This window comes from Streptomyces sp. NPDC059957 (genome assembly GCF_042730015.1).
Lineage (GTDB): Bacteria > Actinomycetota > Actinomycetes > Streptomycetales > Streptomycetaceae > Streptomyces.
Map to the genome: position 1 here is coordinate 66,460 of NZ_JBHWMB010000032.1, position 13,765 is coordinate 80,224.

At 67.9% G+C, this 13,765-nt stretch carries 21 protein-coding genes; 20 read left to right on the forward strand and 1 reads right to left on the reverse strand.

Annotation, left to right across the window (positions count from 1 at the left end):
- Positions 1-2 precede the first annotated feature (2 nt).
- Positions 3-1,718: a hypothetical protein gene (locus tag ACFWBW_RS22225; protein WP_385374983.1), complete on the reverse strand. Its 1,716-nt coding sequence runs from the start codon at positions 1,716-1,718 to the stop codon at positions 3-5.
- A 36-nt stretch (positions 1,719-1,754) separates the two neighbouring features.
- Here ACFWBW_RS22225 and ACFWBW_RS22230 point away from each other — a divergent pair, with 36 nt between their 5' ends.
- The 20 genes from ACFWBW_RS22230 (at position 1,755) to rplR (ending at position 13,731) form a co-directional block, all read left to right on the forward strand.
- Positions 1,755-3,560, forward strand: coding sequence for a hypothetical protein (locus ACFWBW_RS22230; protein ID WP_385374985.1), 1,806 nt, complete (start codon positions 1,755-1,757; stop codon positions 3,558-3,560).
- 151 nt (positions 3,561-3,711) lie between these two features.
- A complete protein-coding gene (locus ACFWBW_RS22235) occupies positions 3,712-4,857 on the forward strand; it encodes a hypothetical protein (RefSeq protein ID WP_385374987.1) in 1,146 nt (381 codons plus the stop codon).
- A gap of 466 nt (positions 4,858-5,323) precedes the next feature.
- Positions 5,324-5,632, forward strand: coding sequence for a 30S ribosomal protein S10 (rpsJ, locus tag ACFWBW_RS22240; RefSeq protein ID WP_003948644.1), 309 nt, complete (start codon positions 5,324-5,326; stop codon positions 5,630-5,632).
- Positions 5,633-5,646: 14 nt separating this feature from the next.
- Entirely contained in the window at positions 5,647-6,291 is a 645-nt protein-coding gene (gene rplC, locus ACFWBW_RS22245) for a 50S ribosomal protein L3 (protein WP_112447750.1), read from the forward strand.
- Positions 6,292-6,295: 4 nt separating this feature from the next.
- Positions 6,296-6,946, forward strand: coding sequence for a 50S ribosomal protein L4 (rplD, locus tag ACFWBW_RS22250; RefSeq protein ID WP_327254486.1), 651 nt, complete (start codon positions 6,296-6,298; stop codon positions 6,944-6,946).
- Positions 6,946-7,269: a 50S ribosomal protein L23 gene (gene rplW, locus ACFWBW_RS22255; RefSeq protein WP_030154694.1), complete on the forward strand. Its 324-nt coding sequence runs from the start codon at positions 6,946-6,948 to the stop codon at positions 7,267-7,269. The genes rplD and rplW overlap by 1 nt, the downstream gene beginning before the upstream one ends.
- A 39-nt stretch (positions 7,270-7,308) precedes the next feature.
- Positions 7,309-8,145, forward strand: coding sequence for a 50S ribosomal protein L2 (rplB, locus tag ACFWBW_RS22260; protein WP_112447748.1), 837 nt, complete (start codon positions 7,309-7,311; stop codon positions 8,143-8,145).
- Between the two features lie 12 nt (positions 8,146-8,157).
- Positions 8,158-8,439: a 30S ribosomal protein S19 gene (gene rpsS / locus ACFWBW_RS22265; RefSeq protein WP_023539342.1), complete on the forward strand. Its 282-nt coding sequence runs from the start codon at positions 8,158-8,160 to the stop codon at positions 8,437-8,439.
- Positions 8,440-8,482: 43 nt separating this feature from the next.
- Complete coding sequence (rplV, locus tag ACFWBW_RS22270) at positions 8,483-8,830, forward strand: 50S ribosomal protein L22 (protein WP_007265904.1); 348 nt, start codon at positions 8,483-8,485, stop codon at positions 8,828-8,830.
- On the forward strand, positions 8,830-9,672 hold the full coding sequence (rpsC, locus tag ACFWBW_RS22275) for a 30S ribosomal protein S3 (protein WP_112447746.1): 843 nt from the start codon (positions 8,830-8,832) through the stop codon (positions 9,670-9,672). Before rplV ends, rpsC begins: the two co-directional genes overlap by 1 nt.
- Positions 9,673-9,677: 5 nt before the next feature.
- Positions 9,678-10,097 carry a 50S ribosomal protein L16 gene (rplP, locus tag ACFWBW_RS22280; protein ID WP_030026326.1) on the forward strand — a complete coding sequence of 140 codons (420 nt, stop codon included), beginning with the start codon at positions 9,678-9,680 and terminating at the stop codon, positions 10,095-10,097.
- Positions 10,097-10,321, forward strand: a complete 225-nt coding sequence (gene rpmC / locus ACFWBW_RS22285) for a 50S ribosomal protein L29 (RefSeq protein WP_008739703.1) — start codon at positions 10,097-10,099, stop codon at positions 10,319-10,321. The genes rplP and rpmC overlap by 1 nt, the downstream gene beginning before the upstream one ends.
- Complete coding sequence (rpsQ, locus tag ACFWBW_RS22290; protein ID WP_243333368.1) at positions 10,321-10,602, forward strand: 30S ribosomal protein S17; 282 nt, start codon at positions 10,321-10,323, stop codon at positions 10,600-10,602. The genes rpmC and rpsQ overlap by 1 nt, the downstream gene beginning before the upstream one ends.
- A 124-nt stretch (positions 10,603-10,726) precedes the next feature.
- A complete protein-coding gene (rplN, locus tag ACFWBW_RS22295; protein ID WP_003956455.1) occupies positions 10,727-11,095 on the forward strand; it encodes a 50S ribosomal protein L14 in 369 nt (122 codons plus the stop codon).
- Positions 11,096-11,097: 2 nt separating this feature from the next.
- Positions 11,098-11,421 carry a 50S ribosomal protein L24 gene (gene rplX / locus ACFWBW_RS22300; protein WP_215023444.1) on the forward strand — a complete coding sequence of 108 codons (324 nt, stop codon included), beginning with the start codon at positions 11,098-11,100 and terminating at the stop codon, positions 11,419-11,421.
- On the forward strand, positions 11,421-11,972 hold the full coding sequence (rplE, locus tag ACFWBW_RS22305) for a 50S ribosomal protein L5 (RefSeq protein WP_030388859.1): 552 nt from the start codon (positions 11,421-11,423) through the stop codon (positions 11,970-11,972). The genes rplX and rplE overlap by 1 nt, the downstream gene beginning before the upstream one ends.
- Positions 11,973-11,977: 5 nt before the next feature.
- On the forward strand, positions 11,978-12,163 hold the full coding sequence (locus ACFWBW_RS22310; protein WP_003956452.1) for a type Z 30S ribosomal protein S14: 186 nt from the start codon (positions 11,978-11,980) through the stop codon (positions 12,161-12,163).
- A 223-nt stretch (positions 12,164-12,386) separates the two neighbouring features.
- On the forward strand, positions 12,387-12,785 hold the full coding sequence (gene rpsH, locus ACFWBW_RS22315) for a 30S ribosomal protein S8 (protein WP_008739698.1): 399 nt from the start codon (positions 12,387-12,389) through the stop codon (positions 12,783-12,785).
- Between the two features lie 20 nt (positions 12,786-12,805).
- Positions 12,806-13,345 (forward strand): 50S ribosomal protein L6, encoded by a 540-nt coding sequence (gene rplF, locus ACFWBW_RS22320; RefSeq protein WP_243333369.1) that lies wholly within the window; start codon positions 12,806-12,808, stop codon positions 13,343-13,345.
- A gap of 2 nt (positions 13,346-13,347) precedes the next feature.
- Positions 13,348-13,731, forward strand: coding sequence for a 50S ribosomal protein L18 (gene rplR / locus ACFWBW_RS22325; RefSeq protein WP_030008471.1), 384 nt, complete (start codon positions 13,348-13,350; stop codon positions 13,729-13,731).
- Positions 13,732-13,765: the final 34 nt, after the last annotated feature.

Sequence of the window (13,765 nt, forward strand, 5' to 3'; positions counted from 1 at the left end):
GCTCAGTTCTTCTTCGTGCGCTTCAGCGGGTCGTACGGCGTGCACTTTCCGTGGGGCGCGTACTTCGGGCACTTCCCGTCGGGCAATCCCGTCGTGTGCGCCGTCCAGGCCAGGGTGCCGAGGGTGTTCTCGGAGGGGGGCCTGGGCATGTAGGCGTCGGCCGTGGACGATCCGGCCGAGCCGAAGAGGAGCCCGAGCGGGACCAGGACCCCGATCACGGCGGCCCGGGGCCGGTGCCCGGCCGCCCGGAGGGCCTCCCGGCCGGGCAGCCGCACCTCGTTGGCCCGGGTCCACGCCGTGACCCGCTGTACGCCGAGGTGGACGGCCACGCCCGACAGCGCGAGCATGCAGTAGACGATCTGCAGGCTGGTGCGCGGGTACAGCTGCACGGCGCCGTCGGCCGCCATGTGCGAGGCGTACCAGTAGCGCAGCAGGAAGGCGCTGCCGGTGCAGGCCGCCAGGGTCAGCACCAGCGGCCGGCGCAGGCCGAGCGCGATGGCCGCGCCCAGGCCGACGACCAGCAGGATGGTGAAGAGGCCGACGCCGCCGAGTTCGCCCGGCAGCGGCCACCCGAGGGAGCGCAGCGGGCCGGGGAACGCGGTGCCCGACGAGGCGAAGTAGGCCGGGTCGGTGGCGGTGTCGAAGTAGAAGTACGTGTCCCGGGTCGCTCCGCTCGCGCCGAGCAGCCGGACCAGGTACGGCCCCGCCAGTGCGAGGAAGACGACGGAGGCGGCTGCCAGCGGCAGCAGGGCGTCCAGCAGAGCGCGCTTCCCGCCCGAGCGGGCGCGGCCGGTCAGCACCACGGCGAAGAGCACGATCACCCCGACCGCGGACCACACGAACCAGCCCGCGTACAGCAGGAACAGCGCGGCGAGCAGCGCTCCGAGGCCCGCTCCGATCGCCGGCGAGCGCCTGCGGCCGAGCTGCGAGGAGTCCGTCACCACCTGCGCGAGCTTGGCCAGCAGGGGGACGACGACGATCAGGACGAGCGGGGAGTACGGCTTGTACGGCTCGATCAGCGTCAGGGACGCCGTGACACCGATGCCGAGGGCCCACAGCGGGGGCAGCAGCATGCGCCAGGCCAGGTAGGCGACCGGGCCGGAGACCGCCAGGAAGCCGATCATCACCCACTTGACGGCGAGCGAGGCGTTGCCGTCGAAGAACAGCTGGGAGCTCCACGCCAGCACGTGCGGGAAGCCGGGCGGGTACTCGGCCGGCAGGGGCACCCCGTCGATGACGTGGTACGCCCACTGCTGCAGGTTCCCGATGTCACCGCCGGACCCGTTGTACGGCCAGCTGGTTCCCCGCAGGGCCACCACGCTGCCGCTCGCGGTCACGCCGGTGGCCAGGCCGGCCACGGCCGCCGCGCCGATCCGCACCGCCGCACCGGGCATCCACCGGGACAGGACCAGGTAGAGCACCACGGTCGCGGCCAGCAGCACCAGCAGTCGCAGCTGGATGCCGGCCAGCCCGCTGACCTGGCCGATCCGCTGCAGGGGATTCACGTCGAGGCGCTTGCTCAGGACGGTGAGGAGCAGTGCCGCGAGAACCGACACGACCGCCTCGGCGGCCGTGAGGGCGAAGGCGCGGGACATGCGGCCACCGGAGGCGCTCGGGGCCCGGTGTTCGGCTACCGGGACGGGCGCGGGAGCGGTGACGGTCATGTCCGCGGACTTTACCTCCAGGAGTCCGCCCGCCTTGGCGAGCGGTCCCAACATGAACAGGACGTACCAGAGTTGAAGGCGGGAACCGAAATGATGGACGAGGTCGGAGTGAACGACACGTCCGCTCCCGAGCGGGTCGGGAAGCCGGCCAGGACCGGGCAACGGCCCGCACTGCGGGAGTGGGAGTCCTTCACCGGCCGGCGGTGGTTCTGGCCGGCCGCGCTCGTGGTCGGGTACGCGGCGCAGGTGCTGCTGCGCCTCTCCCTGGTGTGGGGCAAGGCCTATCCGGCGGTACACGCGGACGAGTCCTCGTACCTCGTGCTGGCCCGGGTGCTCGCGGGGCGGCCTACGACGGAGATGCCGGTCGGATCGGTCATCCCCGGCGGCTACTCGCTGCTCGTCTCCCCGGCCCTGCGCATCGCGGACGACCCGGTCACCGCGTACCAGCTCGTCATGGGGATCAACACGCTGCTCAACGCGCTCGTCTTCCTCCTGGCCTACGCCGCCCTGCGCAGGCTCGGCCTGTCCCGGGGGCTCTCGTTCCCGGCCGCCACGGCGGCCGCGCTGATGCCGCCCGTGGTCTTCTACTCCGAGTTCGCCATGTCCGACACTGTGCTCCCCGTGGTCCTCCTCGGCTGGCTGATCACGCTGCACGGCTGGCTGAGCGAGGGCGACACGCGCCGCCGCACGGGGTACGGGGCGGGGGCCGGTCTGCTGGCCGGCTACTCCATGGCGGTCCACGACCGCGGTGGGGTGGTGGTCGCCCTCACGGCGGCGGTCTTCCTGGGCGCACTCGTCTTCCGATGGGCCCCCCTGCGCACCACGCTCGCGGCCTGGGGCGGACTCGCCGTCTCCGTGCTGGGCGCCCGGCTGCTGGCCGGCTGGCTGGAGGCGCAGTTCAAGGACACCCCGCCGAGCTCGGTGGGCACGAAGGTCCTGGACGCCCTGGTCGAACCCGAACTGCTGCGCCGCACGGTGACCCGTACGATCGGCCAGTTCTGGTACTTCTCGGTCTCGTCCTGGGGCTTCGGCGCGCTCGCCGTCGTCCTGTGCGTGTGCGCGGTGTTCAGCCCCCGCTTCACCCGGGCCTCGCGGGTGGTCTCCTTCGTCATGGTCGCCCTGCTGTGCGGGATCGCGCTCGCCTCGGCCGCCGGCCTGCCGGACGACCACGGCCGGATCGACAACTGGATCTACGCCCGCTACCTGGCCCCGCTGGTTCCGGCGTTCTTCCTCGTGGGTGTCGCGGTGCTGGCGCGGGCCCGGACCGGTGCGCTGCTGCGGGCGGCGGCGGGAGCGGTGCTGTTCACCGCGGTCACGGCCGGGTTCGTCGTCCTGGTGGTCGGCCCGGGCCTCCACAAGGTGGGCATCATCGCCTGGGGCATGCCGGACGCGCTGTTCCTGGCCTCGGAGTGGACGGGGCTGCACATGGGGCGGACGACCGCCGGCGCGCTGCTGGTGTTCGGGGTCTGCGTGCTCTTCCGGCTGGCCGGCGGGCGCCGGGCGGTCTGGGCCGTGGCGGTGTCGCTGGCCCTGTTCGCCGCCTACGCGACGACCGCGGTCACCGCGAACGTGGCCGAGCCGCACACGGAGCAACGCGAGGCCGCCGCCACCGGTTTCACCAGTTCGGCGGGGCTCAGGCCGGGCGAGAACCTGGTGATGGACCCGAGCGCCGACTGGGACCTGCGGATGGCCCAGGGGTACGAGGTGTACGACGGGCGGGTCTGGACCAGGGACCTCAGGCACGGCGAGCAGCCGCCGGCCGCCGCGGACGCGGCCGTACTGGGGCTGAAGCGGCAGGACGCGAGGCCGGAGGACACCTGGCCGGCGGCGCCCGCGGGCTGGTACGCGGCCGAGGTGGACCGGGCGCACGGGTGGGTGCTCTGGCGCCACCGCTGACGGCCCGCGCCGCGCTCCACACCCGCGGACCTGGTGGTCGAACCCCTGATCGATGGCAAGATCGACTCCTGCATCGACGACGTACGGCTGACCGCGGACATCACCGGCTCCTGCGACAGGTGATGGGGATCCGCAGGCGGGGGTGGGGGACATGGGGAAGAAGGACGAGGGACAGACGGGACCGGGCCTCTCCGACGAGGACTGGGCGCGGTTCATGGCGCAGGCCGAGGCGGGCGCGGGGGAGGCGCCGAAGGAGCCGTCCGCCCGGGCGCGCATGGTGACCGCGCGGCTGCGCGAGGAGGAGTCCCGGCGCGGCTACGACGGACCGCCCGCCTGGCGGGCCGGCGTCACCGCGCGGCAGCGGGGGAGGGGCGGGCGCCGGCTCAAGGCGGCGCTGGCCATCGCCTTCGTCGCGGCCCTCGCGCTGATCGCCATCCGGCCGGAGCTGGTCATCGACAAGGTCACCGGGAAGTCCGACCGGGACGCGAAGGCGCGGCAGTCCCTGCCGGCCGAGACGGCGATCCCGAGCGGCCCGCCCACTTCGGTGGACCCGGACCGGCCGACGCTCGCGGACCCCTTCCGGGGCTCCCCGGCCCTCCAGTGGGCGGACGGGGCGGCCGGCATCGAGGTGCCGCAGGCCCAGGCCGTCGGCGGCATGAGCAAGGAGCAGGTCGCCGACGCGCTGGCGAAGGTCAAGCAGTTCCTGGTCACGGCCAACCTGGACCCGGCGACCCTGCGCGGGGAGCGCCCCGCGGCGGCGCTGGACCTGCTCGATCCCAAGCTCGCCGCGATCGACGAGGGCGCGGGCCGCCTGGAGGAGGCCCTGGCCGCCCCGAGCGAGGAGAACGACCCTCTGAACCTCGTCACCCGGACCCGCCCGGCAGAGCTGAAGCCCGTGGGCGAGGTGGTCAAGGTCCGGGGCCGGATGTGGGTGGAGCCCGGCGAGAAGCCCGGCAAGGCCAACGTGCTGGTCGACTACACGTTCGTGTACCCGTTCGTGAAGGCGACGCCGGGCGCCGACCAGGTCGAGCGCTCCATCGTGCGCCGCGAGATCACCTTCTCCGTCGCCGACCCGCGCACGTGGCGGGCCACCGCGGGCAAGCTCTGGATCGAGGACGTCCACGTGTACCTGGCCAACAGCGGATGTGACGTCCACGACGGATTCCTGCACCCCGTCTTCGACGAGGACGCCCCGGCCGGGCCCACGCCCTCCGGCGCTCCGATGGACCCGTACGACCGGAGCCGGGGCATGGAAGCCGGGGGACAGGCGGGCTGCGGCGTGATCTCGCGCTCCTGAGCGGGCGCGGGAACAGGGACGGGGACCCCCGCCGCGTGGTGCAGTTTGACCACTCAGCGTGGCGGGGTATTCTCTTCCGCCCGATTGGCGCCATACGTGTCTCGTATGGCAGACTACTCAAGTTGCTCGGCCGTGTGCCGATGCTGCGCGCCTCCCGCCGGGAGGACCGGAAGCGAGTCCCACAGTACTCGTCGCCTTACCTGCCTCTCGGGGCAGCAATGGGGCGGACGTACGGGAATCTTCTGGGAAGCGTCAGCACGGTGCCTGCCAGGTACTCGGTGGGTGTTTGCCCCCGATCTGCGGTCTTGGGACCGCGCCCCCTTGGACGAGGGAATTTCCGTATGGGAATTTTCTGTAGAGGGAGCGCGACACGCCCGACCGCGTGGGTCGGAGGAGAGCGGCGGAGCGATCCGCAGCCGGCCGAGAACCAGAGCGTTTCCACAACAGACAGGACTACGGAGTAGCCATGGCGGGACAGAAGATCCGCATCCGGCTCAAGGCCTACGACCACGAGGTCATCGATTCGTCGGCGAAGAAGATCGTCGAGACGGTGACGCGCACTGGTGCGTCGGTCGCGGGCCCGGTGCCGCTGCCCACTGAGAAGAACGTGTACTGCGTCATCAAGTCGCCGCACAAGTACAAGGACTCGCGCGAGCACTTCGAGATGCGCACTCACAAGCGCCTGATCGACATCCTCGACCCGACGCCCAAGACCGTTGACTCGCTGATGCGCCTGGACCTTCCGGCCGGCGTTGACATCGAGATCAAGCTCTGAGAGGCACGGAGAAGATGGCAAAGCAGATCAAGGGCGTCCTGGGCGAGAAGCTCGGCATGACCCAGGTCTGGGACGAGAACAACCGTGTCGTCCCGGTGACCGTGGTCAAGGCCGGGCCCTGCGTTGTTACCCAGGTCCGTAAGAACGAGATCGATGGCTACGAGTCGGTCCAGATCGCCTTCGGCGAGATCGACCCGCGCAAGGTGAACAAGCCCCTCAAGGGTCACTTCGCCAAGGCCGACGTCACCCCCCGCCGCCACCTGGTGGAGCTCCGTACCTCCGACGCCAGCGAGTACACGCTCGGCCAGGAGATCACGGCTGCCGTGTTCGAGTCCGGCGTCAAGGTTGACGTCACGGGCAACAGCAAGGGCAAGGGCTTCGCCGGTGTCATGAAGCGTCACAACTTCAAGGGCCTCGGCGCCGGGCACGGCGTCCAGCGCAAGCACCGCTCCCCCGGTTCGATCGGTGGCTGCGCCACCCCTGGGCGTGTCTTCAAGGGCATGCGCATGGCCGGTCGTATGGGTAACGAGCGCGTCACCACCCAGAACCTGACCATCCACGCGGTTGACGCGGAGAAGGGTCTGCTCCTCATCAAGGGTGCGGTCCCCGGTCCGAACGGCGGCCTCGTCCTGGTCCGTACCGCGGCCAAGGGGGCTTGAGGTAATGAGCACCATTGACATCCTTTCGCCGGCAGGCGACAAGGCCGGTACCGTCGAGCTCCCCGCGGAGATCTTCGACGCGAAGACCAGCGTTCCGCTGATCCACCAGGTCGTTGTCGCTCAGCTGGCTGCTGCCCGTCAGGGCACGCACAAGACCAAGCGTCGTGGCGAAGTCCGTGGTGGTGGCCGCAAGCCGTACCGCCAGAAGGGCACCGGCCGCGCTCGCCAGGGTTCCACCCGCGCTCCGCAGTTCGTTGGCGGTGGCGTCGTCCACGGCCCGCAGCCGCGTGACTACTCGCAGCGGACCCCGAAGAAGATGAAGGCCGCCGCCCTCCGCGGTGCCCTCTCGGACCGTGCGCGTCACTCCCGCATCCACGTCGTCACCGGCGTGGTCGAGGGTGCCGCCTCCACGAAGGCCGCCAAGACGCTGTTCGGCAAGATCTCGGAGCGCAAGAACGTGCTCCTGGTCGTCGAGCGCGCCGACGAGGCTGCGTGGCTGTCCGCCCGCAACCTGCCCCAGGTGCACATCCTGGAGCCGGGCCAGCTGAACACGTACGACGTGATCGTCTCTGACGACGTGGTCTTCACTCAGGCCGCTTTCGAGTCCTTCGTGTCTGGCCCCAAGGCCGATGAGACCGAAGGGAGCGACGCCTGATGTCTGAGGCGACCGTTACCAGCAAGACCTTCACTGACCCGCGCGACCTGCTGATCAAGCCGGTTGTCTCGGAGAAGAGCTACGCGCTGCTGGACGAGAACAAGTACACGTTCATCGTCGCGCCCGGCTCCAACAAGACTCAGATCAAGCAGGCCGTCGAGGCGGTCTTCGGGGTCAAGGTCACCGGGGTCAACACGATCAACCGTCAGGGTAAGCGCAAGCGCACCAAGACCGGTTTCGGCAAGCGCGCTGACACCAAGCGCGCCATCGTGACCCTCGCTGAGGGCGACCGAATCGACATCTTCGGCGGCCAGGCCTCCTAACGGAGGTCTAGTCGTCCGGAATCGGACGAGGACTGAGAAATGGGTATCCGCAAGTACAAGCCGACGACCCCGGGCCGTCGTGGCTCCAGCGTCGCCGACTTTGTCGAGATCACGCGGTCCACGCCGGAGAAGTCGCTGGTCCGCCCCCTGCACAGCAAGGGCGGCCGTAACAACACCGGTCGGATCACGGTTCGACACCAGGGTGGCGGCCACAAGCGCGCCTACCGTGTGATCGACTTCCGTCGTCACGACAAGGACGGCGTGCCGGCCAAGGTCGCGCACATCGAGTACGACCCCAACCGCACTGCGCGCATCGCGCTTCTGCACTACGCAGACGGCGAGAAGCGCTACATCATTGCGCCGAAGAACCTGAAGCAGGGCGACCGGATTGAGAACGGCCCCACGGCCGACATCAAGCCCGGCAACAACCTGGCTCTCCGCAACATCCCGGTCGGTACCACGATCCACGCGATCGAGCTCCGTCCCGGTGGCGGCGCCAAGTTCGCCCGCTCCGCTGGTGCCTCCGTGCAGCTGCTGGCGAAGGAGGGCACCATGGCCCACCTTCGTATGCCGTCCGGTGAGATCCGTCTCGTCGACGCGCGCTGCCGCGCCACCGTCGGTGAGGTCGGCAACGCCGAGCAGTCGAACATCAACTGGGGCAAGGCCGGCCGCATGCGCTGGAAGGGCGTTCGCCCCTCCGTCCGCGGTGTCGCGATGAACCCGGTCGACCACCCGCACGGTGGTGGTGAGGGTAAGACCTCCGGTGGTCGTCACCCGGTCTCCCCGTGGGGTCAGAAGGAGGGTCGTACTCGCTCGCCGAAGAAGGCTTCGAGCAAGTACATCGTCCGCCGCCGCAAGACGAACAAGAAGCGCTAGGAGCGGGTTTAGATGCCGCGCAGTCTCAAGAAGGGACCCTTCGTCGACGGACACCTCATCAAGAAGGTGGACGTACAGAACGAAGCCGGTACCAAGAACGTCATCAAGACCTGGTCCCGTCGCTCGATGATCATCCCGGCCATGCTGGGTCACACCATCGCGGTGCACAACGGCAAGATCCACGTCCCGGTGTTCGTCACCGAGTCGATGGTCGGCCACAAGCTCGGCGAGTTCTCGCCGACTCGCACCTTCCGCGGCCACGTCAAGGACGACCGGAAGTCGAAGCGCCGCTAAAGGCGGGGTGGTTACGACTATGACTTACACCGAAGGGACAACCATGGAAGCCAGGGCCCAGGCGCGGTACATCCGCGTCACGCCCATGAAGGCCCGCCGAGTGGTGGACCTTATCCGTGGCATGGATGCCACGGAGGCTCAGGCGGTCCTGCGTTTCGCCCCGCAGGCCGCGAGCGTGCCGGTTGGCAAGGTGCTTGACAGCGCCATTGCCAACGCCGCACACAACTACAACCACCCGGACGCCTCCACGCTGGTCATCAGCGAGGCGTACGTGGACGAGGGCCCGACCCTGAAGCGGTTCCGTCCGCGTGCCCAGGGCCGTGCCTACCGGATCCGCAAGCGGACCAGCCACATCACCGTGGTCGTCAGCAGCAAGGAAGGTTCCCGGTAATGGGCCAGAAGGTAAACCCGCACGGGTTCCGGCTCGGCATCACCACCGACTTCAAGTCGCGTTGGTACGCCGACAAGCTGTACAAGGACTACGTCAAGGAAGACGTCGCCATCCGCAGGATGATGACGTCCGGCATGGAGCGCGCCGGCATCTCGAAGGTTGAGATCGAGCGCACCCGTGACCGCGTGCGTGTGGACATCCACACCGCTCGTCCGGGCATCGTCATCGGCCGCCGTGGCGCCGAGGCCGACCGCATCCGCGGCGACCTCGAGAAGCTCACGGGCAAGCAGGTCCAGCTGAACATCCTCGAGGTCAAGAACCCCGAGGTCGACGCTCAGCTGGTTGCCCAGGCCGTTGCCGAGCAGCTCTCCTCCCGCGTCTCCTTCCGTCGCGCCATGCGTAAGAGCATGCAGGGCACGATGAAGGCCGGCGCCAAGGGCATCAAGATCCAGTGTGGCGGTCGCCTCGGCGGCGCCGAGATGTCCCGCTCCGAGTTCTACCGCGAAGGCCGTGTGCCGCTGCACACCCTCCGCGCGAACGTGGACTACGGCTTCTTCGAGGCCAAGACCACCTTCGGCCGTATCGGTGTGAAGGTCTGGATCTACAAGGGCGACGTCAAGAACATCGCCGAGGTTCGCGCCGAGAACGCTGCGGCCCGTGCGGGTAACCGCCCGGCCCGTGGTGCCGCCGGCGCTGGCGACCGTCCCGCCGGCCGTGGTGGCCGTGGTGGCGAGCGCGGCGGCCGTGGTGGCCGCAAGCCGCAGCAGGCTGCAGGTGCCGAGGCCCCCAAGGCCGACGCTCCCGCCGCCGCTCCGGCTGAGAGCACCGGAACGGAGGCCTGACCGACATGCTGATCCCTCGTAGGGTCAAGCACCGCAAGCAGCACCACCCGAAGCGCCGCGGTATGGCCAAGGGCGGTACTGAGGTCTCGTTCGGCGAGTACGGCATCCAGGCGCTTACCCCCGCCTACGTGACGAACCGCCAGATCGAGGCGGCTCGTATCGCGATGACCCGCCACATCAAGCGTGGCGGCAAGGTCTGGATCAACATCTACCCGGACCGTCCCCTGACGAAGAAGCCTGCCGAGACCCGCATGGGTTCCGGTAAGGGTTCTCCCGAGTGGTGGATCGCGAACGTGCACCCGGGCCGGGTCATGTTCGAGCTGTCCTACCCGAACGAGAAGATTGCTCGTGAGGCGCTCACCCGCGCTGCTCACAAGCTTCCGATGAAGTGCCGGATTGTTCGGCGCGAGGCAGGTGAGTCGTGATGGCGACGGGAACCAAGGCGTCCGAGCTGCGTGAGCTCGGTAACGAGGAGCTCGTTGGCAAGCTGCGCGAGGCCAAGGAAGAGCTGTTCAAGCTGCGCTTCCAGGCGGCCACGGGTCAGCTGGAGAACAACGGCCGGCTCAAGTCCGTCCGTAAGGACATCGCTCGCATCTACACCCTGATGCACGAGCGTGAGCTCGGTATCGAGACGGTGGAGAGCGCCTGATGAGCGAGAAGAACGTGACTGAGACGACTGACCGCGGCTTCCGCAAGACCCGTGAGGGTCTTGTCGTCAGCGACAAGATGGACAAGACCGTCGTCGTCGCTGTCGAGGACCGCGTGAAGCACGCTCTGTACGGCAAGGTCATCCGCCGTACGAACAAGCTCAAGGCGCACGACGAGCAGAACGCTGCCGGCGTCGGCGACCGCGTCCTCATCATGGAGACGCGTCCGCTGTCGGCGAGCAAGCGCTGGCGCATCGTCGAGATCCTCGAGAAGGCCAAGTAATTATCTGAGGCCCTGGGCATCAAGCCCAGGGGCCCCTCAGGTTCGTTCCGCCAGGCTCGGTGGGGGCGGTAGCTCTTCGGAGTGATGCCCCCGCCGGGAACCGGCAGACAAACAGGAGATAGACGTGATCCAGCAGGAGTCGCGACTGCGTGTCGCCGACAACACTGGTGCCAAGGAGATCCTTTGCATCCGTGTTCTCGGTGGTTCCGGTCGCCGCTACGCGGGCATCGGTGACGTCATCGTTGCCACCGTCAAGGACGCGATCCCCGGTGGCAACGTGAAGAAGGGTGACGTCGTCAAGGCGGTCATCGTTCGCACCGTGAAGGAACGCCGCCGCCAGGACGGCTCGTACATCCGCTTCGACGAGAACGCCGCCGTCATTCTGAAGAACGACGGCGACCCTCGCGGCACCCGTATCTTCGGCCCGGTGGGCCGTGAGCTGCGCGAGAAGAAGTTCATGAAGATCATCTCGCTCGCGCCGGAGGTGCTGTAAGCATGAAGATCAAGAAGGGCGACCTGGTTCAGGTCATCACCGGTAAGGACAAGGGCAAGCAGGGCAAGGTCATTCTGGCCATCCCTACTGAGAACCGCGTCCTCGTCGAGGGTGTCAACCGGGTCAAGAAGCACACCAAGGCCGGCCAGACCGCTGGTGGCTCGCAGACCGGTGGCATCGTGATCACCGAGGCGCCGATCCACGTCAGCAACGTTCAGCTGGTTGTGGAGAAGGACGGCCAGAAGGTCGTTACCCGCGTCGGTTTCCGCTTCGATGACGAGGGCAACAAGATCCGCGTTGCCAAGCGGACGGGTGAGGACATCTGATGGCTACCACTCCGCGTCTCAAGACGAAGTACCGCGAGGACATCGCGGGCAAGCTGCGTGAAGAGTTCTCCTACGAGAACGTCATGCAGATTCCCGGCCTCGTGAAGATCGTGGTCAACATGGGTGTGGGCGACGCCGCCCGCGACTCCAAGCTGATCGACGGCGCCATCAAGGACCTGACGACGATCACCGGTCAGAAGCCGGCCGTCACGAAGGCCCGCAAGTCCATCGCGCAGTTCAAGCTGCGCGAGGGTCAGCCGATCGGCTGCCACGTCACCCTCCGTGGTGACCGCATGTGGGAGTTCCTGGACCGTACGCTGTCGCTCGCGCTGCCGCGTATCCGTGACTTCCGTGGTCTGTCGCCGAAGCAGTTCGACGGCCGTGGCAACTACACCTTCGGTCTCACGGAGCAGGTCATGTTCCACGAGATCGACCAGGACAAGATCGACCGTACCCGGGGTATGGACATCACCGTGGTTACCACGGCGACCAACGACGACGAGGGCCGCGCCCTCCTTCGTCACCTCGGCTTCCCCTTCAAGGAGGCGTAAGCGAGATGGCGAAGAAGGCTCTCATCGCGAAGGCTGCCCGCAAGCCCAAGTTCGGTGTGCGTGCGTACACCCGCTGCCAGCGCTGCGGTCGCCCCCACTCCGTGTACCGCAAGTTCGGCCTGTGCCGCGTCTGCCTTCGTGAGATGGCTCACCGTGGCGAGCTGCCGGGCGTGACCAAGAGCTCCTGGTAATTCCCTCTCGTCCGCAAGGACTTGAGGAGTACCAGGCACTCTCGGTAAGCATCTGGACGGCGGATGCCCGGCCGCGCATGCCTTAGGCTTGTGTGGTTGGGCGTCCGCCGCCCATAACGACTTACTACGCCGTAGGTCCCCGCACCGCACCCGTCCCGCCACTGAGTGGGGAGAGGGATGGCGCATACAGGAAACCCCGGCGAGAGAGGCCGAAGGCCACTTCATGACCATGACTGACCCGATCGCAGACATGCTCACGCGTCTGCGTAACGCTAACTCGGCGTACCACGACTCTGTCGTGATGCCGCACAGCAAGATCAAGTCGCACATCGCAGAAATCCTCAAGCAGGAGGGTTTCATCACCGGCTGGAAGGTCGAGGACGCCGAGGTCGGCAAGAACCTCGTCCTCGAGCTGAAGTTCGGCCCGAACCGCGAGCGCTCCATTGCGGGCATCAAGCGGATCTCGAAGCCCGGTCTGCGTGTGTACGCAAAGTCCACCAACCTGCCGAAGGTGCTCGGCGGCCTGGGCGTGGCGATCATCTCCACGTCCCACGGTCTGCTCACCGGCCAGCAGGCAGGCAAGAAGGGCGTAGGTGGGGAAGTCCTCGCCTACGTCTGGTAGTCGGGAACGGAGGAAAAGCAATGTCGCGAATCGGCAAGCTCCCCATCCAGGTTCCCGCCGGTGTGGACGTCACCATCGACGGCCAGGCTGTGGCTGTGAAGGGCCCCAAGGGTTCCCTCGCGCTCACGGTCAAGGCGCCGATCGAGATCGTCAAGGGTGAGGACGGCGTTCTGAACGTCACCCGCCCCAACGACGAGCGTCAGAACAAGGCCCTGCACGGCCTGTCCCGCACGCTGGTGGCGAACATGATCACCGGCGTGACCACGGGTTACGTCAAGGCTCTTGAGATCAGCGGTGTCGGTTACCGCGTCGCCGCGAAGGGCTCCAACCTGGAGTTCCAGCTTGGCTACAGCCACCCGATCCTGATCGAGGCGCCCGAGGGCATCTCCTTCAAGGTCGAGTCGCCCACCAAGTTCTCGGTCGAGGGCATCGACAAGCAGAAGGTCGGCGAGGTCGCCGCCAACATCCGCAAGCTGCGGAAGCCCGACCCGTACAAGGCCAAGGGTGTCAAGTACGCCGGCGAAGTCATCCGCCGCAAGGTCGGAAAGGCTGGTAAGTAGCCATGGCATACGGTGTAAAGATCGCCAAGGGCGACGCGTACAAGCGTGCCGCCAAGGCCCGCCGCCACATCCGCATCCGCAAGAACGTCTCGGGTACGGCGGAGCGTCCGCGCCTCGTCGTGACGCGTTCCAACCGCAACATCGTTGCTCAGGTCATCGACGACCTCCAGGGTCACACCCTGGCGTCGGCGTCGACCCTGGACGCTTCGATCCGTGGTGGCGAAGGCGACAAGAGCTCGCAGGCCCAGGCCGTCGGCGCACTCGTCGCCGAGCGTGCCAAGGCCGCGGGTGTCGAGACCGTCGTGTTCGACCGCGGTGGCAACCGATACGCCGGGCGCATTGCCGCTCTGGCTGACGCCGCCCGCGAAGCCGGGCTGAAGTTCTAAGCCCCGTTTTCCGGGACTCACGGACGTAACAGAG